The following is an 18,447-nucleotide window of genomic DNA, read 5'->3' as shown; positions in this document are numbered from 1 at the left end:
AATGTCTGTTTCAAAATAGTTTGCTGCAATGCCGTCTGAAGCGGCCGTATCAGTTTAGAAGCGTGTTCCCAAGCTGATGTGCCAGCGGATTTTCTTATCGCTGTGCCCGTAGGCGATGTCGAAGGAAAACGGTGCGAGCGGGCTGAACCAGCGCACGCCCAGTCCCGAACCGTGTTTCAGCTTCATACGTTTGAAATTGGCGGCGGCATCGCCCATATCGTGGAATACCGCGCCGGACAGGGTGCGCGTAAACGGCAGTTGGTATTCCAGGCTGCCCACCAAGAGGGCGCGTTCGGGCAGGACCGATCCGTTCGGGCCGGCAAGTCCGATGCTGTCGAGTTCGTAACCGCGCACGGAAGACGCGCCGCCGCTGCGGAACATCAGCCCTGAAGGAACGTCGGCATTATCGCGGGCAACGGTGTAACCCGCTTGTCCGCGTATGATGAACGTGCCGAGTTTTTTGTTTTCGGGCGTGAAGAAATAACCTGCGCGGGCAGAGGTGCGGATCAGCGCGGTGGAGGACAGGAATGTGCCCAAAGTCGTCCCTATTTTGCCGTCGAGGTAATGGCCGTTTTCAGGATGCAGCACGTTGTTGAGCAGCTGGCGTTTCCAAGAGGCGGTCAGCATCGTGGCGTGGCTGTTACCCAAATCGACATCCGAGCCGGGTATTTTCCGGCCTTCTGCGAGAAACTCCGCCCCCAGCCTGGCATCGATGCCCGCGCGGTCGCGCACATACCAGACGCCGCCGGAGAAGGCGCGTTTTTCGAGGTTTTGGGTGGTCGAACGGTTGTAGGAGACGTTGCTTGTCCAGTAGTTGCCCCGGTAGTTGCGCGGCTGGCTGATGCCGGCGGCAAGCGTGGTTTCGTATTTGTCCATATCCCAGACGATCGAACCGATATAGCCTTTGTTGAAGAGGTTGTAATAGTCGTAGGCGATTTTGCCGCCCAAACCGTATTCCGAATCGAGGCGGATGCCGGTTTCGAGTTTGTGGCGTTTGACCTCGGTTACGCTGACTTTGACGGGGACGCGGTCGCCTTGGAGGCGGTCGAAGTCGGCTTGTACGGACGCGCCGGAATAATGCCCGTTTTGTTCGAGTGCCTGTTGGAAGTCGAGCAGCAGGTCGAGGTCGTAGGGCGTGCCCGGTTGGAAGCGCGCCAGGCCGGAGACGATTTGTTCGGGGTAACGCTGTGTGCCGGTGATTTCAAAGTCGCCGAAGGCGATGGGGCGGCCGCTGTCCACGACGACGTTCAAATCGGCGGTGGCGGTATCGGGGTTGACGGCCGCCCGGGTGTTGCCGAGCTTGGCAAGCGGGTAGACTTTGCGCGTTACCGCGCCGAGGACGGAAGTTTTGCTGTTTTCCCAACTGTCCTGATCGAAATCACTGCCTACCGGCTGCTGCCAGTTTTCCAGCGCGTTGCGGTAGTATTCGGCGAGGTTGCCGTCTGAAAGGATGTCGCCGAGGATGGCGACGCCGACGTTGGCGATTTTGGTGCGCGGACCCGGTGTGATGTGCACCGTATAAGCCCCGTCTTTTTCCGTCAGGCTGACTTTGCTGCTGAAATAGCCTTTGCTGCGGAGCATCGTTTTAACGTTGTCCGATGCTTCTTCGGCGAGGAAGCCCGTCTGTTCTTTGTCCAATACTTCTTCCTGCTGCTGCGTGATGAGCGGCAGGTGTTCTTCGACCATATCTTTGATTTCACTGTCCTGCGTGTCGATGCGGACGGGGAATTTGGGTTTTAATTTGACTGATTCGGTGTCGGGGCTTTTGTTTTTGAACAATGCGAAACCCGCCGCCTTGTTTTCGGAAAGGTCGGCGGCAGGCGCGTATGCGTGCGGAAAGAAAAATAAAGCCGGAAGGAGCAGGGCGGTCGGTTTGATCATCATAGTACGGGTGTCGTGCATCGGTGTGGCGGATTTCGATTCTAACACTGTTCGGACAGGGTTTCGAACGGCCGTTTTTGTGTTGTTCGGACGGGGCGGGACGCTTCAGACGGCATACCGCCGCCGGTATTTCGGAGGTTGCGGCCCGCCGGAAATGTATCTGCTTGTTTTAAGGTATTTTGTTTCCAATCCGCATATGGAAAACAGGCTGCGTTTCGGAATAGTGCCGGAAAATAGGCAGGATTAAATAAATTTATTTTCGTTCAATAAATTAAACCGTTGCGCCGAATGATAAAGCAAAGCTTGTCCGGCACTGCATAGGGTAAATCAACTCAACCTTAAAACACAGCCGAAAAATAAAAAAAACACAGAGAATGAGTTTTCTTTTAAAATACAACATTTTTTAACATATCACAACATAAGGAAGAATTATGGCGTTCGGCAAATCCTTATTTCATGCGATCGGCCGCGTCAGCCTGGTCAGGCAGATTGCCGCCGGTTTGGCGTTGGGTATCGTAATCGGTTCGGTTTCCCCGCAACTGGGCTTGGCGGCAGGCTTGTTCGGCAGCCTGTTTGTCGGCGCGCTCAAAGCGGTCGCGCCGGTTTTGGTATTTATTTTGGTGGCGGTCACAATCGCGCAGCACCAAAAAGGCAACAAGGCGCATATCAGGCCGATTATCGTCCTCTACCTCATCGGTACGTTTTCCGCAGCCCTGACCGCCGTCATCGCCGGTATGGTTTTCCCGACGCACATTGTTTTGGCGGGCGCGGGCGATGTGTCCGCCGCGCCGCCTTCCGGCATTGTGGAAGTGTTGAAATCGCTGCTGATGAACCTGGTCGCCAACCCGATTAACGCGATTGCCAATGCCAACTATATCGGCATTTTGGCTTGGGCTTTGGTTTTGGGCGCGGCGTTGCGGAATCACGGTTCGGACGTTACGCGGCAGGTCGTTGCCGATTTGGCGGAAGCGGTTTCCACCGTCGTGAAATGGATTATCCGTTTTGCCCCTTTGGGCATTTTCGGGCTGGTGTCGTCCACAATAGCGGAGACGGGTTTCGGCGCGCTGGCGGGTTATGCGAAGCTGCTTGCGGTGCTGTTGGGCTGTATGGCGTTTATCGCACTGGCGGTCAATCCCGCCATCGTGTGGTGGAAAATCCGCCGCAACCCTTATCCGCTGGTGTTTACCTGCCTGCGCGAAAGCGGCGTGTATGCCTTCTTTACCCGTTCTTCCGCCGCCAATATCCCCGTGAATATGGCTTTGGCGAAAAAACTGGGGCTGCACGAAGACACTTATTCGATTTCCATCCCGTTGGGGGCGACCGTCAATATGGGCGGCGCGGCGATTACGATTACCGTTTTGGCTATGGCGGCGGCGCACACCCAAGGCATACAGGTTGATTTTGCCACCGCGCTGCTGTTGAGCCTGGTGGCGACGGTCAGCGCGTGCGGCGCGTCCGGCGTGGCGGGCGGTTCGCTGCTGCTGATTCCTCTGGCGTGCAGCCTGTTCGGCATCAGCAACGATGTCGCTATGCAGGTGGTCGCAGTCGGCTTCATCATCGGCGTGATTCAGGATTCGGCAGAAACGGCGTTGAATTCTTCAACCGACGTTTTGTTTACCGCTGCCGCCGATTTGGGCCGACAGAGAAACCGGGCGGAATAAACCAAGCTATGCCGTCTGAAGCCCGGTTGGCGTTCAGACGGCATATTTTTACAATTTTATGGGCATATGGCGGAAACAATACCGGCTGCCTTGAATATGAAGGAGATGATGATGTTTAAACGCAGTGTGATTGCAATGGCTTGTATTTTTGCCCTTTCAGCCTGTGGGGGCGGCGGTGGCGGATCGCCCGATGTCAAGTCGGCGGACACGCCGTCAAAACCGGCCGCTCCTGTTGTTTCTGAAAAAGAGACAGAGGCAAAAGAAGATGCGCCACAGGCAGGTTCTCAAGAACAGGGCGCGCCATCCACACAAGGCAGCCAAGATATGGCGGCAGTTTCGGCAGAAAATACAGGCAGTGGCGGTGCGGCAACAACGGACAACCCCAAAAATGAAGACGAGGGGGCGCAAAATGATATGCCGCAAAATGCCGCCGATACAGATAGTTTGACACCGAATCACACCACAGCACCGAATATGCCCGCCGCGGATATGGGAAACCAAGCACCGGATAACGGGGAATCGGCACAACCGGCAAACCAACCGGATATGGCAAATGCGGCGGACGGAATGCAGGGGGACGATCCGTCGGCAGGGGAAAATGCCGGCAATACGGCTGCCGCCGAATCCGCAAATCAAACAGGGAACAACCAACCAGCCGGTTCTTCAGATTCCGCCCCCGCGTCAAACCCTGCACCTGCGAATGGCGGTGGCGATTTTGGAAGGGTTGATTTGGCTAATGGCATCAAGCTTGACAGCGGTTCGGAAAATGTAACGTTGACACATTGTAAAGACAAAGTATGCGGTAGTGATTTCTTAGATGAAGAAGCACCGCCAAAATCAGAATTTGAATCGTTAAGTGATGAAGAGAAAATTAAGAAATATAAAAAAGATGGAGAAAAGTTTACTGGTTTGGTTGCTATAAAAGTTGAAAATAATGGATTGAATAAATATACCATTATTTATCAAGCTCAACCTACCCGTTCTGCACGGTCGAGGAGGTCGCTTCCTGCCGAGATGCCGCTGATTCCCGTCAATCAGGCCGATACGCTGATTGTCGATGGGGAAGCGGTCAGCCTGACGGGGCATTCCGGCAATATCTTCGCGCCCGAAGGGAATTACCGGTATCTGACTTACGGGGCGGAAAAATTGCCCGGCGGATCGTATGCCCTCCGTGTGCAAGGCGAACCGGCAAAAGGCGAAATGCTTGCGGGCGCGGCCGTGTACAACGGCGAAGTGCTGCATTTCCATATGGAAAACGGCCGTCCGTACCCGTCTAGGGGCAGGTTTGCCGCAAAAGTCGATTTTGGCAGCAAATCTGTGGACGGCATTATCGACAGCGGCGATGATTTGCATATGGGTACGCAAAAATTCAAAGCCGTTATCGATGGAAACGGCTTTAAGGGGACTTGGACGGGAAATGGCGGCGGGGATGTTTCCGGAAGGTTTTACGGCCCGGCCGGCGAGGAAGTGGCGGGAAAATACAGCTATCGCCCGACAGATGCGGAAAAGGGCGGATTCGGCGTGTTTGCCGGCAAAAAAGAGCAGGATTGATATTGATGCCGCGCGTATCGGCGGCATCCTGCCCGCCTTTTTCAGACCGTTGAAATATGAAAGTGAAGCACAGACCGTCCGAATGTTCAGACGGCCTGTTTTTTTAAACGGCTGCGTTTTAACAAAAAGAATCTCATCGGCATTTCCTTAACGCTTGAATACCCGCACTCGGGGCGGTACAACGGGGTGTGCCTTATGTGCCGAAAGGGCTTGCGGAAACGGTATGCCGTCTGAAGCGGGGGCGTTCAGACGGCATTGTGATGTTTGGGGCGGCGGGTCCGGTTCAAGTCCGCATCAGTTGATAAACCCGTCGTCTTTCATTTTCTTTTCGGAAAAATACTGGCCGCATACCAGCAGGGCGGCGAGGATGATGACAAACAGCCCCGCCATAGTCAGTGTGATCTTAAAGAACAATTCCGCTTCGAGAAAAGAAAACCAGAGTTGCACGATCAGCAGCAACACCCAACCGGCAAATAGTCCGAGACAGGCATAAACGCCGAGCTTAAACACGGTCCCGCTCCAAAATGACGACGTAGGCTTCGCGTTTGAAAAACAACAGCATACGGCGCAAATCTTTTTCCATCGTTACGACCCGCCAGCCTTCGGGGGTTTGTTTGTTGAGGAACGCGCTGAAATTGACGGGGTTGACCTTTGCCGCGCCGAAAAACAGGCTGGACAACAGGCTTTCCTGATAAATGATGACTTTGTATTCTTTCATCGTATTTCCTTTTCGGTTGAGACCCCGCCCTTTGGGGCGGCAGGATCAGACTTTATTTGGGAGGGGCGTAACCCCTTCCAAATCAGGACGATACATAGGGCGGTGCTTTATGTGCCGTCCTATGTGTTGAAACATAGGATTCCTTTAACTAAGGGATTGCCTTTTCAGACAATCCCTTAAATTGCAGCGATGCAATGCGGCGAAACTTATTGCTTATTACCCAACTGCGGCAATACCGAGCCTTCGCCCAATGCCAACAAACCGCTTTGCGAGTAAATACCCAGTTTGGCACGGGTGTCGGTGATGTCGAGGTTGCGCATCGTAAGCTGTCCGATGCGGTCGAGCGGGGTAAACGCCGCACCTTCGACTTTTTCCATACTCAGGCGTTCGGGTTGGTAGGTCAGGTTGGGCGATTCGGTGTTCAGAATCGAGTAGTCGTTGCCACGGCGCAGTTCGAGGGTAACTTCGCCGGTAACGGCTTTGGCGACCCAGCGTTGGGCGGTTTCGCGCAACATCAAGGCTTGGCTGTCGAACCAGCGGCCTTGGTAGAGCAGGCGGCCGAGGCGCAGGCCGTTGATGCGGTATTGTTCGATGGTGTCCTCGTTGTGGATGCCGGTCACCAAGCGTTCGTAGGCGATGTGGAACAATGCCATGCCCGGGGCTTCGTAAATGCCGCGCGATTTGGCTTCGATGATGCGGTTTTCGATTTGGTCGCTCATGCCCAAACCGTGGCGGCCGCCGATGCGGTTGGCTTCGAGGAAGAGTTCGACGGGGTCGGCGTATTCTTTGCCGTTCAATGCAACGGGCACGCCCTCTTCAAAGCGCACGCTGACTTCTTCGGGTTTGACTTCGACGCTTTCGTCCCAGAAGGCAACGCCCATGATGGGTTTGACGATTTTGATGCCACTGTTGAGGAATTCCAAATCTTTGGCTTCATGCGTCGCGCCGAGCATATTGGAATCGGTGGAATAGGCTTTCTCAACCGACATTTTGTAGTTGAAGCCGTTGGCAATCAGAAATTCGCTCATTTCGTGGCGGCCGCCGAGTTCGTCGATAAATTGTTGGTCGAGCCAGGGTTTGTAGATTTTCAGCGCGGGATTGGTCAAGAGACCGTAGCGGTAGAAACGCTCGATGTCGTTGCCTTTGTAGGTGCTGCCGTCGCCCCAAATATTCACATCGTCTTCTTTCATTGCGGAAACAAGCATCGTGCCGGTTACGGCGCGGCCCAGAGGCGTGGTGTTGAAATAAGCGATGCCGCCGGTGGAAACGTGGAACGCGCCGCATTGGATGGCGGCGATGCCTTCGTGTGCCAACTGCGCGCGGCAGTCGATTAAGCGGGCGTTTTCCGCACCGTATTCCATCGCTTTTTTGGGAATGGCGTTGTAGTCGTCTTCGTCGGGCTGGCCGAGGTTGGCAGTGTAGGCATAAGGCAGCGCGCCTTTGAGTTTCATCCACAACAGCGCGGCGGAGGTATCAAGTCCGCCGGAGAAGGCGATGCCGACTTTCTGACCGACGGGGAGGTTTTGTAAAATAGTATGGTTTTGGTTCATGAAAAAATCCTCGATAGCTTGAAAAATCAAAGCCATTATCTTATAAATAGGAAATATTGTCAGCCATCATGCCGTCTGAACGGGTATTCCGCCGTTTCAGGCGGTATTTAAAACCGAAAACATTATGAATGCGTTCAACCTCATCATCATCGGCGACGAAATCTTACACGGCAGCCGCCAAGACAAGCATTTCGCCTTTTTCAAATCCCTGCTCGAATCCAAAGGGCTGAAGCTCAATCAGGTGCAATACCTGCCCGACGAACCCGATTTGCTGGTCAGGCAACTGCGCCGCAGCTTTTCAGACGGCATACCGACGTTTGTTACCGGCGGCATCGGCGCCACGCCCGACGACCACACGCGCCAAGCGGCCGCCGCTGCTTTGGATTTACCTGTCGTCCGCCATCTTGAAGCCGCCAAGTTTATCGAAGGCATAACCCAGAAACGCGGCGAGCCGCTCGATGCCCCCGAACACGCCCAACGCCTGAAAATGGCGGACTTTCCCGCAGGCGCGGAGCTTGTGCCCAACCCGTTCAACAACATCGCCGGATTTTCCATCCGCGAGCATTATTTCTTCCCTGGTTTCCCCGTGATGGCGCACCCGATGGCCGAATGGGTATTGGAAACTTATTACGCCGGCCGCTTCAACCAAACCGAACGCGGCAGCCGCAGCGTGTATGTGTTCGACCAACCCGAATCGCGCATTACGCCGCTTATGGAGCATATCGAGCAAACTTATCCCGGCGTGCGTTCGTACAGCCTGCCCAGCGTCGGTTGGACGCATTCAGACGGCACGCAGGTCAAGCCGCACATTGAGTTCGGCATCAAAGCCGAAGGAGAAGCCGTCAACCTTTTGGACGTGGCGTGGGCGGAAGTGTTGCACAGCTTGGGCGGATTGGGGGCAGAGCTGAAAAATCGGGTAAACTGAAAACCGTTTGCCCAAATCGGACGATATTTAAGGAAAACCATGCAATACCGAATCAGAAGAGAAAACGAAGCACCCGAAGCAAAAAATGCGGGGGAAACCTTATGGGAGCGCGACATTATGCGCGAAGTGCTGCTGTCCGCCTATCGGGACAGGCGAAGGGAGCGGATGTGGAAAAACATCTGGCGTGCCGTCAGCACCCTGATTCTGGTTGCCCTAATTGCAGGCATTTTCCGAAAAGACGAAGCCGCATTGCAGTTGGCGGGCAACACGCCGCATACCGCAGTCGTCAACCTGTACGGCGAAATCGGCAACGGCGTAGAAGACCAGGTCAAAAAACTCAAAGACGGTATGGAAGCCGCCTACAAAAACCCGCAGGCAAAAGCCATCGTCATCCGCGCCAACAGCCCCGGCGGTTCGCCTGTCGTGTCCAATACCGCTTTTGAAGAAATACGCCGTCTGAAGGCGCAGCACCCCGGCATCCCCGTTTATCTCGTGGCGGAGGATATGTGCGCGTCCGGCTGCTACTATATTGCGGCGGCGGCGGACAAAATCTATGCCGACCCGTCCAGCATCGTCGGCAGCATCGGCGTTATCGGCAGCAGTTTCGACGCGACCGGCCTGATGGAAAAAATCGGCGTGAAACGCAGGGTTAAAATTGCGGGCAGCAACAAAGGAATGGGCGATCCGTTTTCTCCCGAAACGCCCGAACAGTCGAAAATCTGGGAAGAAATGCTGACCGGCATACACGGTGAGTTCATCAAAGCCGTCAAAACCGGACGCGGCGGCCGCCTCAAATTCCGACAATATCCCGACGTGTTCAGCGGTCGGGTGTACACGGGTGCGGATGCGCAGAAAGTCGGACTGGTGGACGGACTCGGCAATATTTACAGCGTGGCGCGAGACGTGGTCAAAGCCCCCGATGTGGTGGATTACACTCCGAAGGACGATTTCGGCAGAATCTTGGGCAGACGCTTCGGCGCAGAACTCAAAGCAAGCGTTTCGGAAGCCCTGCAATCCCTCCGATAACGCTTTCCGCCGGATATAGTGGTTTAAATTCAAACCACTATACCGATACCGTCTGAAAGGTTTTCAGACGGCATTTTTTTGCATGGTAGGGTGATATTTGTGAAACGGTAATATGAAAACAGAACGCTTGTCGCGCGGTTTGTACCGTGCTGGTCTATACGAAGGCAGTAATAAAGATAGAAACGTTTTGTTTTTATAGGATTGGCGCGAAACAGACGGTCCAGCGTTCTTGAAATCAAATAAGAATCGTTATCATAACATGATTGTATTTATTGGGTTTTTTTGGGCGTTTTGCCGATATTTACCTTTTAATGGTTTTTGAAATTCGCTAAAATACGAAATTATTGTAGAAATTTTGTTAACGGATTTGGGTGTAACCATGTTGTCCGCTTACTTTCCCGTCTTTGTCTTTATCCTCGTCGGCCTCGCGGCCGGCGTGCTGTTTATCCTGCTCGGCACGATTTTAGGCCCGAAACGCCACTACGCCGAAAAAGACGCGCCTTACGAATGCGGTTTCGAAGCCTTTGAAAACGCAAGGATGAAGTTCGACGTGCGCTATTACCTCGTCGCCATCCTCTTTATCCTGTTTGATTTGGAGGTCGCGTTCATGTTGCCGTGGGCAGTCGTGTTCAAAGATTTGGGCGCGTACGGCTTCTGGTCTATGCTGGTGTTTATCGTCGTTCTGACGGTAGGCTTTGTTTACGAATGGAAAAAAGGTGCGCTGGAATGGGAATAGAAGGCGTTTTGAAAAAAGGTTTCATCACCACCAGCGCGGATACGGTGTTGAACTATATGCGTACCGGTTCATTGTGGCCGGTTACTTTCGGCTTGGCCTGCTGCGCCGTGGAAATGATGCACGCGGGTATGGCGCGTTATGACCTTGACCGTTTTGGCATTATTTTCCGTCCGTCTCCCCGTCAGGCCGACCTGATGATTGTGGCGGGTACGCTGACCAACAAAATGGCACCCGCCCTGCGCCGCGTGTACGACCAGCTCGCCGAGCCGCGCTGGGTATTGTCTATGGGCTCGTGTGCCAACGGCGGCGGCTATTATCACTACTCTTATTCCGTCGTGCGCGGTGCCGACCGCGTCGTGCCGGTAGACGTTTATGTGCCGGGTTGTCCGCCGACTGCGGAAGCCCTGATTTACGGCCTGATTCAGCTCCAACAAAAAATCAAGCGCACTTCCACCATCGCGCGTGACGAGTAAGGAGAGGACGATATGGCAAGCATTCAAAACTTATACGAGACCGTCGTCGGCGTGCTTGGCGATCGGGCAGGCAAAGTCATTTCAGCTTTGGGCGAGATTACTGTCGAGTGTCTGCCCGAACACTATATTTCAGTCATGACCGCATTGCGCGACCATGAAGATTTGCATTTCGAGCTTCTGGTTGACTTGTGCGGTGTCGATTACAGCACTTACAAAAACGAAGCATGGCAGGGCAAACGCTTTGCCGTCGTCAGCCAGCTGCTTTCCGTTAAAAACAATCAACGCATCCGCGTACGCGTCTGGGTTTCAGACGACGACTTCCCCGTAGTCGAATCCGTAGTCGATATCTACAACAGCGCGGATTGGTACGAACGCGAAGCCTTCGATATGTACGGCATCATGTTCAACAACCATCCCGACCTGCGCCGCATCCTGACCGATTACGGTTTCGTCGGACATCCGTTCCGCAAAGACTTCCCGATTTCCGGCTATGTGGAAATGCGTTACGACGAAGAGCAAAAACGCGTGATTTACCAACCTGTTACCATCGAGCCGCGCGAGATCACGCCGCGTATCGTCCGTGAGGAGAACTACGGTGGCCAATAAATTAAGAAACTACACCATCAACTTCGGCCCGCAACACCCTGCGGCGCACGGCGTATTGCGTATGATTTTGGAGTTGGAGGGCGAAACCATCGTCCGTGCCGACCCGCATATCGGCCTCCTGCATCGCGGCACCGAAAAACTGGCGGAAACCAAAACCTATCTGCAAGCCCTGCCCTATATGGACCGCTTGGACTACGTTTCCATGATGGTCAACGAGCAGGCATATTGTTTGGCGGTAGAAAAACTCGCCGGAATTGATGTGCCTATCCGCGCCCAATACATCCGCGTGATGTTCGCCGAAGTAACGCGCATCCTCAATCACCTGATGGGCATCGGTTCGCACGCCTTCGACATCGGCGCGATGACCGCCATCCTTTACGCCTTCCGCGATCGTGAAGAGCTGATGGACTTGTACGAAGCCGTGTCCGGTGCGCGTATGCACGCCGCCTACTTCCGTCCCGGCGGCGTTTACCGCGACCTGCCCGACTTCATGCCCAAATACGAGAGCAGCAAATTCCGCAACGCCAAAGTATTGAAGCAGCTCAACGAATCCCGCGAAGGCACGATGCTCGACTTCATCGACGCCTTCTGTGAACGTTTCCCGAAAAACATCGACACACTCGAAACCCTCCTGACCGACAACCGCATTTGGAAACAGCGTACCGTCGGCATCGGCGTTGTTACTCCCGAGCGCGCCATGCAAAAAGGCTTTACCGGAGTGATGTTGCGCGGTTCTGGCGTGGAATGGGATGTGCGTAAGAAACAGCCGTATGAAGTGTACGACAAAATGGATTTCGATATTCCCGTCGGCGTCAACGGCGACTGCTACGACCGCTACCTCTGCCGTATGGAAGAAATGCGTCAATCCGTACGCATCATCAAACAATGTTCCGAGTGGTTGCGTGTCAATCCGGGTCCGGTCATCACCACAAACCACAAATTCGCCCCGCCCAAACGTACCGAAATGAAAACAGGTATGGAAGACCTGATTCACCATTTCAAACTCTTTACCGAAGGTATGCACGTTCCCGAGGGCGAGACTTACACCGCTGTCGAACACCCAAAAGGCGAGTTCGGCGTTTATATCATTTCAGACGGCGCGAACAAACCCTACCGCCTGAAAATCCGCGCACCCGGCTTCGCCCACCTGCAAGGCATGGACGAAATGGCAAAAGGCCATATGCTGGCTGATGTGGTGGCGATTATCGGCACGCAGGATATTGTGTTTGGCGAAGTAGACAGATAAAGCTGTAAAAAAGCAGCCTGTACTTTTCAGACTGCCTGAAAAAATTATTAGGAATAAAAAGCATGAAATTTTGGCATATGCAGATGCATCCAACCGATGAAATGGAGTTCTCTGAGAACATTGATTGGATTTTGGAACACAAAAAAATTATCGGTTTGGGACAATGGGAAGGTGGAAAAGGTCAAATTGCCGCATTTATCAATGAAATGCAGGTTAATGACATTGTTGCGCTAAAACGCGGTCAAGAATTGATTGCGCTTGTCCAAATTACCGGTGGGGCATATAAAGTTACCGATGATGCCAATCTGGAAACTGCATGGATTGTTAACCGTCGTCCTGTTCGCGTATTAGATTGGGCGATTGAACCGAAAATATTAAAACAAGCTCGTGGTACATTAAATCGTTGCGTACGTGATGATGTGGAAACTACTCAAACCATTAAACAATGGTATGAAGCCGTAGTAAAATCATTTACAAAACGAAGAGTGGATTTAACCGTTTAAATTTGTTTTCAGGCTGCCTGAAATTCCAAAAAAACCTAATTTAGGATTACAAGATGTTATCCACAGAATCCTTAAAACAAATCGACATAGAGTTGGCGAAATATCCTGCCGACCAACGCCGATCCGCCATTATGGGCGCATTGCGTATCGCCCAGACCGAAAAAGGCTGGCTTGCTCCCGAGACCATCGCCTTTGTCGCAGACTATATCGGTATCTCGCCTGCACAAGCCTACGAAGTCGCTACCTTCTACAATATGTACGACCTTGAGCCTGTCGGCAAATACAAACTGACCGTTTGTACCAACCTGCCCTGCGCCCTGCGCGGCGGTATGGATACCGGCGAATACCTCAAACAAAAACTCGGTATCGGCTACGGCGAAACCACGCCCGACGGCAAATTTACCCTTGTCGAAGGCGAATGCATGGGCGCGTGCGGCGATGCCCCCGTTATGCTGGTCAACAACCACAGCATGTGCAGCTTTATGACTGAAGAGGCGATTGAGAAAAAATTAGCAGAATTAGAATAGATTATCCGGATGCAGCCGGGGTTGTAATCAAATTTAAACGGTTATTCCAAAATTCTAAATTGTGATTTTAAAAAGTAACAATAAAAAAGGAGTGGTTGATGAGGGGAGTAATTGTCAAATGGGATGACGAAAAAGGTTATGGTTTTATACGGATAGATGGCGGTAACAAAGAAATCTTCTGCCATATTTCCGACTTTTCCTCAAGAAACCCGCGTCCTGAGATTAACGAGGCGGTCGGTTTTGAAGTGGTTTCAGACGGCAAGGGAAGATTTTCTGCAAAACAGATACGCTATCTGAATCGGGAGCGCGCAGTTTCTCCCGTGTACCGCAAGAAACATCGAAAAGACGAGGAATCTCCCACTTCGATTGTTCGGGTTGTGCTGTCTTTGTTGGTCGGTTTGCTGATTGTTTCGGCAATCGGCTATAAGGCGTATCAATATGCGTCAGAGAAGCTGACTCCGAAACAGGAAAATACGCCGGTTAAAACGCAAGTATTGCCCGAAATAAAACGGCAGCAGCCCGACAGCAGCCCATACCGTTGCGACGGCAGGCAATATTGCTCACAAATGACTTCGTGCGAAGAAGCCAAATGGTTTGTAAGGAACTGTTCCGATACCAAGATGGACGGCGATGGCGACGGCATTCCGTGTGAAAATATGTGCAGCGGATGGTAATTTTGATTGATGACGGGAAGAACAAACACAGGTTTGGTTCAGATTAAACGAAGACAGGAAAATGCCGTCTGAAAACAGACAAACCGTTTCAGACGGCATCAGGAACATTGAGACGGCAGGCAGCCGCAACCGATACGAAAACAAACAGGCACACCAAAAATGGCTATTTACCAATCAGGCGTGATTTTTGACCAAGTGGATACCGCCAATCCCGATTGTTGGACATTGGACGAATACGTCAAACGCGGCGGTTATACCGCCCTGCGTAAAATCCTGTCCGAAAACATCTCGCAAACCGATGTGATTGACGAAGTCAAAACCTCCGGCTTGCGCGGGCGCGGCGGTGCGGGCTTCCCGACCGGTTTGAAATGGAGCTTTATGCCCCGTTCCTTCCCGGGCGAAAAATACGTCGTCTGCAATACCGACGAAGGCGAACCGGGTACGTTCAAAGACCGCGACATCATCATGTTCAACCCCCATGCTCTGATTGAAGGCATGATTATCGCCGGTTACGCGATGGGTGCGAAAGCGGGCTACAACTACATTCACGGCGAAATTTTTGAAGGCTACCAACGCTTTGAGACCGCTTTGGAGCAGGCGCGCGCCGCAGGCTTTTTGGGTAAAAATATTTTGGGTTCGGATTTTGAATTCGAACTCTTCGCCCACCACGGCTACGGCGCATATATTTGCGGCGAAGAAACCGCCTTGCTCGAATCGTTGGAAGGCAAAAAAGGCCAGCCGCGCTTTAAACCGCCATTCCCTGCTTCGTTCGGCCTGTACGGCAAACCGACCACCATCAACAATACCGAAACGTTCTCCTCTGTCCCATTCATTATCCGTGACGGCGGACAGGCATTTGCCGACAAAGGTATTCCGAATGCAGGCGGTACCAAATTGTTCTGCATCTCCGGCCATGTCGAGCGTCCGGGCAACTATGAAGTGCCATTGGGTACGCCGTTTGCCGAAGTCTTGAAAATGGCAGGAGGTATGCGCGGCGGCAAAAAACTCAAGGCTGTTATTCCCGGCGGTTCGTCCGCACCCGTATTGCCTGCCGACATTATGATGCAGACCAATATGGACTACGACTCGATTTCCAAAGCAGGCTCGATGCTGGGTTCCGGCGCGATTATCGTCATGGACGAAGACGTGTGCATGGTCAAAGCCCTCGAACGGTTAAGCTACTTCTACTACGATGAATCATGCGGCCAATGCACCCCCTGCCGCGAAGGTACGGGCTGGCTCTACCGTATCGTCCACCGCATCGTAGAAGGCAAAGGTAAAATGGAAGATTTGGATTTGCTCGATTCCGTCGGCAACCAAATGGCAGGCCGCACCATCTGCGCCCTCGCCGATGCCGCCGTCTTCCCCGTCCGCAGCTTTACCAAGCATTTCCGTGATGAGTTTGTGCATTACATCGAACACGGCGGACCGATGAAAGAGCATAAGTGGGGAGGGTGGTAATGGTGGAAGCTAAAATTTTTATTCTATACGGTGCAGCTAACAAAGGTAAGAGTACGACACTCAATACGCTTTTTAATCAGATTTGTCGGAAATTTTCTAAATTTCTAGTCTTTTTTGAAAGACATGGAAACGGCTTAGATTTTGTTGCAGTATTTGATCATGAAGGTCAGAGGATTGGTTTTTATTCATCTGGTGATAATGAATACGAGGTTAGGAGAAATTTATACAAACTTTATTCGCATAATTGTGATTTTATTTTTGGCACGTCAAGGACACGGGGTGGTAGTTGCGATGCAGTAGGATGTTATGCAGAGTTATTGCATGGCGATGTAAATATAATTAATTGGTGTGAAAAGTTTGAGCCTACAGATGAAGACAATGAGCGTGCTGTTAAAGAGTTATTTAAGTCATTTAAAAATATAATAAATGAGTTATAGTTTTAGTTGGTTTTATATTGGTTAAAAGCAAAATGCTAAAAATTTAACTTTGCCGTCATTCCCGCTTACGCGGGAATGACGGCAAGGTGGCAGTAAACGTTTTAAACAGTATTGATTGTCAATGAAACTCAAAAGGCCGTCTGAAACCCATTTTTCAGACGACCTCCATAAAAGAATTATTTATTAAATACCCGTAACTAGGAACGAACCATGTTACAAATCGAAATCGACGGCAAACAGGTATCTGTGGAGCAGGGCGCGACGGTGATTGAGGCCGCGCACAAGCTCGGTACTTATATTCCGCATTTCTGTTACCATAAAAAGCTCTCCATCGCAGCCAACTGCCGTATGTGTCTGGTGGACGTGGAAAAAGCCCCCAAACCGCTGCCCGCCTGTGCCACGCCGGTAACGGACGGCATGATTGTGCGTACGCATTCGGCGAAGGCGAGGGAGGCGCAGGAAGGCGTGATGGAGTTCCTGCTCATCAACCATCCGCTCGACTGTCCGACCTGCGACCAAGGCGGCGAATGCCAGTTGCAGGATTTGGCGGTGGGCTATGGCAAAACCACCAGCCGCTACACCGAGGAAAAACGTTCCGTCGTCGGCAAAGACATGGGGCCTTTGGTTTCCGCCGAGGAAATGAGCCGCTGCATCCACTGCACCCGCTGCGTACGTTTCACCGAAGAAATCGCCGGCTTGCAGGAAATTGCGATGGCGAATCGCGGCGAACACTCCGAAATCATGCCCTTTATCGGCAAAGCGGTGGAAACCGAGCTGTCGGGCAACGTCATCGATTTGTGCCCCGTCGGCGCGCTGACCAGCAAACCGTTCCGTTTCAACGCGCGTACTTGGGAATTGAACCGCCGCAAATCCGTTTCCGCCCATGACGCTTTTGGCAGCAACTTGATTGTGCAAACCAAAGACCATACCGTCCGCCGTGTGTTGCCGCTGGAAAACGAAGCCATCAACGAATGCTGGCTGTCCGACCGCGACCGTTTTGCCTATGAAGGCCTGTATCACGAAAGCCGTCTGAAAAACCCGAAAATCAAACAGGGCGGCGAATGGATGGACGTGGATTGGAAAACTGCGCTGGAATATGTCCGCAGCGCGATTGACTGTATCGCCAAAGACGGCAACCAAAACCAAGTCGGCATTTGGGCGAACCCGATGAATACGGTCGAAGAGCTGTATTTGGCGAAGAAACTTGCCGACGGCTTGGGCGTTAAAAATTTCGCCACCCGCCTGCGCCAACAGGACAAACGTCTTTCAGACGACCTCAATAGTGCGCAATGGTTGGGACAAAGTATCGAATCGCTGGCGGACAACGAAGCCGTACTGGTAGTCGGTGCGAACCTGCGCAAAGAACAGCCGCTTCTGACCGCCCGCCTGCGTCGCGCTGCTAAAGAGCGCATGGCCTTGAGCGTGTTGGCAAGCAGCAAGGAAGAGTTGTTTATGCCGCTTCTGGCTCAGGAAGCGGTGCATCCCGACGAGTGGGCAGGCCGTCTGAAAAATCTGTCTGCCAATACGGAACACGCGATTACCGCGAGCCTGAAAAACGCTGAAAAAGCAGCGGTGATTTTGGGCGCGGAAGTGCAAAACCATCCTGATTACGCCGCGATTTACGCCGCCGCACAAGAGCTGGCGGACGCGACCGGCGCGGTGCTGGGCATTCTGCCGCAAGCCGCCAACAGCGTCGGTGCGGACGTATTGGGCGTGAACTCGGGCGAGAGCGTTGCCGAAATGGCAAACGTGCCGAAACAGGCAGTTTTGCTGCTCAACGTCGAACCGGAAATCGATACGGTGGACGGCGCAAAAGCCGTAGCCGCGTTGAAACAGGCGAAAAGCGTGATGGCGTTTACGCCGTTTGTCAGCGAAACGCTGTTGGACGTGTGCGACGTATTGCTGCCGATTGCGCCGTTTACCGAAACCTCGGGCAGCTTCATCAATATGGAAGGCCGTCTGCAATCCTTCCACGGCGTCGTTCAAGGTTTCGGCGACTCGCGTCCGCTGTGGAAAGTGTTGCGCGTATTGGGCAACCTGTTTGACCTGCAAGGCTTTGAATACCACGATACCGCCGCGATTCTGAAAGACGCGCTGGATGCGGAAAGCCTGCCGTCCAAACTGGACAACCGCAGCACATGGACAGGGGAGGGCGTTCAGACGGCCTCAGACCGCCTCGTCCGTGTCGGCGGCGTCGGTATTTATCACACTGATTCTATCGTGCGCCGTTCCGCACCGTTGCAAGAAACCAGTCATGCCGCCGTGCCTGCCGCGCGTGTCAATCCGAACACTTTGGCACGCTTGGGCCTGCAAGACGGACAAACTGCTGTCGCCAAACAAAACGGCGCAAGCGTATCGGTTGCCGTCAAAGCCGATGCCGGTTTGCCTGAAAACGTGGTGCATCTGCCGCTGCATACCGAAAATGCCGCGCTGGGTGCGTTGATGGACACTATTGAACTGGCGGGAGCTTGA

General features: G+C 52.9%; 19 protein-coding genes. 15 read left to right on the top strand and 4 right to left on the bottom strand.

All coding sequences use genetic code 11. From position 1 onward, the window contains the following. Positions 1 to 54: 54 nt before the first annotated feature. Entirely contained in the window at positions 55 to 1,902 is a 1,848-nt protein-coding gene (locus tag Q3O12_RS04040; RefSeq protein WP_025458220.1) for an autotransporter assembly complex protein TamA, read from the bottom strand. Positions 1,903 to 2,312: 410 nt separating this feature from the next. On the opposite strand from Q3O12_RS04040, the gene sstT reads away from it, so the two are divergent. Beyond that, on the top strand, positions 2,313 to 3,542 hold the full coding sequence (sstT, locus tag Q3O12_RS04035) for a serine/threonine transporter SstT (RefSeq protein WP_061700951.1): 1,230 nt from the start codon (positions 2,313 to 2,315) through the stop codon (positions 3,540 to 3,542). 111 nt (positions 3,543 to 3,653) lie between these two features. Beyond that, entirely contained in the window at positions 3,654 to 5,093 is a 1,440-nt protein-coding gene (locus tag Q3O12_RS04030; RefSeq protein ID WP_301669526.1) for a transferrin-binding protein-like solute binding protein, read from the top strand. Between the two features lie 294 nt (positions 5,094 to 5,387). Here the strand turns inward: Q3O12_RS04030 and Q3O12_RS04025 are convergent, their stop codons facing one another. The 3 genes from Q3O12_RS04025 to argG all read right to left on the bottom strand — a co-directional run bounded on the left by Q3O12_RS04025 (position 5,388) and on the right by argG (position 7,361). Next, on the bottom strand, positions 5,388 to 5,603 hold the full coding sequence (locus tag Q3O12_RS04025; protein ID WP_002233267.1) for a hypothetical protein: 216 nt from the start codon (positions 5,601 to 5,603) through the stop codon (positions 5,388 to 5,390). Then, complete coding sequence (locus Q3O12_RS04020) at positions 5,596 to 5,811, bottom strand: DUF4177 domain-containing protein (RefSeq protein ID WP_002242091.1); 216 nt, start codon at positions 5,809 to 5,811, stop codon at positions 5,596 to 5,598. Before Q3O12_RS04020 ends, Q3O12_RS04025 begins: the two co-directional genes overlap by 8 nt. A gap of 206 nt (positions 5,812 to 6,017) precedes the next feature. Next, entirely contained in the window at positions 6,018 to 7,361 is a 1,344-nt protein-coding gene (argG, locus tag Q3O12_RS04015; RefSeq protein ID WP_061700953.1) for an argininosuccinate synthase, read from the bottom strand. 124 nt (positions 7,362 to 7,485) lie between these two features. On the opposite strand from argG, the gene Q3O12_RS04010 reads away from it, so the two are divergent. From Q3O12_RS04010 to nuoG, 13 genes are all read left to right on the top strand, one after another. Continuing rightward, positions 7,486 to 8,286, top strand: a complete 801-nt coding sequence (locus tag Q3O12_RS04010; RefSeq protein ID WP_061700949.1) for a competence/damage-inducible protein A — start codon at positions 7,486 to 7,488, stop codon at positions 8,284 to 8,286. A gap of 39 nt (positions 8,287 to 8,325) precedes the next feature. Further along, entirely contained in the window at positions 8,326 to 9,312 is a 987-nt protein-coding gene (locus tag Q3O12_RS04005) for a S49 family peptidase (RefSeq protein WP_301669449.1), read from the top strand. Between the two features lie 379 nt (positions 9,313 to 9,691). Then, positions 9,692 to 10,048 (top strand): NADH-quinone oxidoreductase subunit A, encoded by a 357-nt coding sequence (locus Q3O12_RS04000; RefSeq protein WP_002216332.1) that lies wholly within the window; start codon positions 9,692 to 9,694, stop codon positions 10,046 to 10,048. Continuing rightward, positions 10,039 to 10,521, top strand: a complete 483-nt coding sequence (locus Q3O12_RS03995) for a NuoB/complex I 20 kDa subunit family protein (RefSeq protein ID WP_002215610.1) — start codon at positions 10,039 to 10,041, stop codon at positions 10,519 to 10,521. Before Q3O12_RS04000 ends, Q3O12_RS03995 begins: the two co-directional genes overlap by 10 nt. A 12-nt stretch (positions 10,522 to 10,533) precedes the next feature. Further along, a complete protein-coding gene (locus Q3O12_RS03990; RefSeq protein ID WP_301669447.1) occupies positions 10,534 to 11,127 on the top strand; it encodes an NADH-quinone oxidoreductase subunit C in 594 nt (197 codons plus the stop codon). Continuing rightward, positions 11,117 to 12,373: an NADH dehydrogenase (quinone) subunit D gene (gene nuoD / locus Q3O12_RS03985; protein WP_101125068.1), complete on the top strand. Its 1,257-nt coding sequence runs from the start codon at positions 11,117 to 11,119 to the stop codon at positions 12,371 to 12,373. Before Q3O12_RS03990 ends, nuoD begins: the two co-directional genes overlap by 11 nt. Positions 12,374 to 12,435: 62 nt before the next feature. Beyond that, positions 12,436 to 12,876 carry a pyruvate kinase gene (locus Q3O12_RS03980; protein ID WP_101130102.1) on the top strand — a complete coding sequence of 147 codons (441 nt, stop codon included), beginning with the start codon at positions 12,436 to 12,438 and terminating at the stop codon, positions 12,874 to 12,876. Between the two features lie 53 nt (positions 12,877 to 12,929). Then, the gene (nuoE, locus tag Q3O12_RS03975) at positions 12,930 to 13,403 is read left to right on the top strand and encodes an NADH-quinone oxidoreductase subunit NuoE (RefSeq protein WP_101130103.1); all 474 of its coding nucleotides are present in this window, start codon (positions 12,930 to 12,932) and stop codon (positions 13,401 to 13,403) included. A gap of 98 nt (positions 13,404 to 13,501) precedes the next feature. After that, entirely contained in the window at positions 13,502 to 14,077 is a 576-nt protein-coding gene (locus Q3O12_RS03970; protein WP_301669446.1) for a cold shock domain-containing protein, read from the top strand. A 61-nt stretch (positions 14,078 to 14,138) separates the two neighbouring features. Beyond that, a complete protein-coding gene (locus Q3O12_RS03965; RefSeq protein ID WP_003708125.1) occupies positions 14,139 to 14,261 on the top strand; it encodes a hypothetical protein in 123 nt (40 codons plus the stop codon). Further along, positions 14,237 to 15,538, top strand: a complete 1,302-nt coding sequence (gene nuoF / locus Q3O12_RS03960) for an NADH-quinone oxidoreductase subunit NuoF (protein WP_096137320.1) — start codon at positions 14,237 to 14,239, stop codon at positions 15,536 to 15,538. Before Q3O12_RS03965 ends, nuoF begins: the two co-directional genes overlap by 25 nt. Beyond that, positions 15,538 to 15,975: a hypothetical protein gene (locus tag Q3O12_RS03955; protein WP_002215619.1), complete on the top strand. Its 438-nt coding sequence runs from the start codon at positions 15,538 to 15,540 to the stop codon at positions 15,973 to 15,975. Before nuoF ends, Q3O12_RS03955 begins: the two co-directional genes overlap by 1 nt. A gap of 210 nt (positions 15,976 to 16,185) precedes the next feature. Further along, on the top strand, positions 16,186 to 18,447 hold the full coding sequence (gene nuoG, locus Q3O12_RS03950) for an NADH-quinone oxidoreductase subunit NuoG (RefSeq protein ID WP_301669445.1): 2,262 nt from the start codon (positions 16,186 to 16,188) through the stop codon (positions 18,445 to 18,447).

The sequence above is a fragment of the Neisseria benedictiae genome (assembly GCF_958267435.1).
GTDB lineage: Bacteria > Pseudomonadota > Gammaproteobacteria > Burkholderiales > Neisseriaceae > Neisseria > Neisseria bergeri.
Note: the sequence above shows the minus strand (reverse complement) of the source record. Positions and strands in the feature narration are given on the sequence as shown.

What these genes read in the sequence shown, in the direction of transcription:
- Q3O12_RS04000 (WP_002216332.1), top strand. Translation starts at nt 9,692, where the DNA reads ATGTTGTCCGCTTACTTTCCCGTCTTTGTCTTTATCCTCGTCGGCCTC.
- Q3O12_RS04020 (WP_002242091.1), bottom strand. Translation starts at nt 5,811, where the DNA reads ATGAAAGAATACAAAGTCATCATTTATCAGGAAAGCCTGTTGTCCAGC.
- Q3O12_RS03980 (WP_101130102.1), top strand. Translation starts at nt 12,436, where the DNA reads ATGAAATTTTGGCATATGCAGATGCATCCAACCGATGAAATGGAGTTC.
- Q3O12_RS03990 (WP_301669447.1), top strand. Translation starts at nt 10,534, where the DNA reads ATGGCAAGCATTCAAAACTTATACGAGACCGTCGTCGGCGTGCTTGGC.
- nuoE (WP_101130103.1), top strand. Translation starts at nt 12,930, where the DNA reads ATGTTATCCACAGAATCCTTAAAACAAATCGACATAGAGTTGGCGAAA.
- Q3O12_RS03995 (WP_002215610.1), top strand. Translation starts at nt 10,039, where the DNA reads ATGGGAATAGAAGGCGTTTTGAAAAAAGGTTTCATCACCACCAGCGCG.
- Q3O12_RS03970 (WP_301669446.1), top strand. Translation starts at nt 13,502, where the DNA reads ATGAGGGGAGTAATTGTCAAATGGGATGACGAAAAAGGTTATGGTTTT.
- nuoG (WP_301669445.1), top strand. Translation starts at nt 16,186, where the DNA reads ATGTTACAAATCGAAATCGACGGCAAACAGGTATCTGTGGAGCAGGGC.
- nuoF (WP_096137320.1), top strand. Translation starts at nt 14,237, where the DNA reads ATGGCTATTTACCAATCAGGCGTGATTTTTGACCAAGTGGATACCGCC.
- Q3O12_RS04040 (WP_025458220.1), bottom strand. Translation starts at nt 1,902, where the DNA reads ATGCACGACACCCGTACTATGATGATCAAACCGACCGCCCTGCTCCTT.
- Q3O12_RS03965 (WP_003708125.1), top strand. Translation starts at nt 14,139, where the DNA reads ATGCCGTCTGAAAACAGACAAACCGTTTCAGACGGCATCAGGAACATT.
- Q3O12_RS04005 (WP_301669449.1), top strand. Translation starts at nt 8,326, where the DNA reads ATGCAATACCGAATCAGAAGAGAAAACGAAGCACCCGAAGCAAAAAAT.
- Q3O12_RS03955 (WP_002215619.1), top strand. Translation starts at nt 15,538, where the DNA reads ATGGTGGAAGCTAAAATTTTTATTCTATACGGTGCAGCTAACAAAGGT.
- sstT (WP_061700951.1), top strand. Translation starts at nt 2,313, where the DNA reads ATGGCGTTCGGCAAATCCTTATTTCATGCGATCGGCCGCGTCAGCCTG.
- Q3O12_RS04010 (WP_061700949.1), top strand. Translation starts at nt 7,486, where the DNA reads ATGAATGCGTTCAACCTCATCATCATCGGCGACGAAATCTTACACGGC.
- argG (WP_061700953.1), bottom strand. Translation starts at nt 7,361, where the DNA reads ATGAACCAAAACCATACTATTTTACAAAACCTCCCCGTCGGTCAGAAA.
- Q3O12_RS04030 (WP_301669526.1), top strand. Translation starts at nt 3,654, where the DNA reads ATGTTTAAACGCAGTGTGATTGCAATGGCTTGTATTTTTGCCCTTTCA.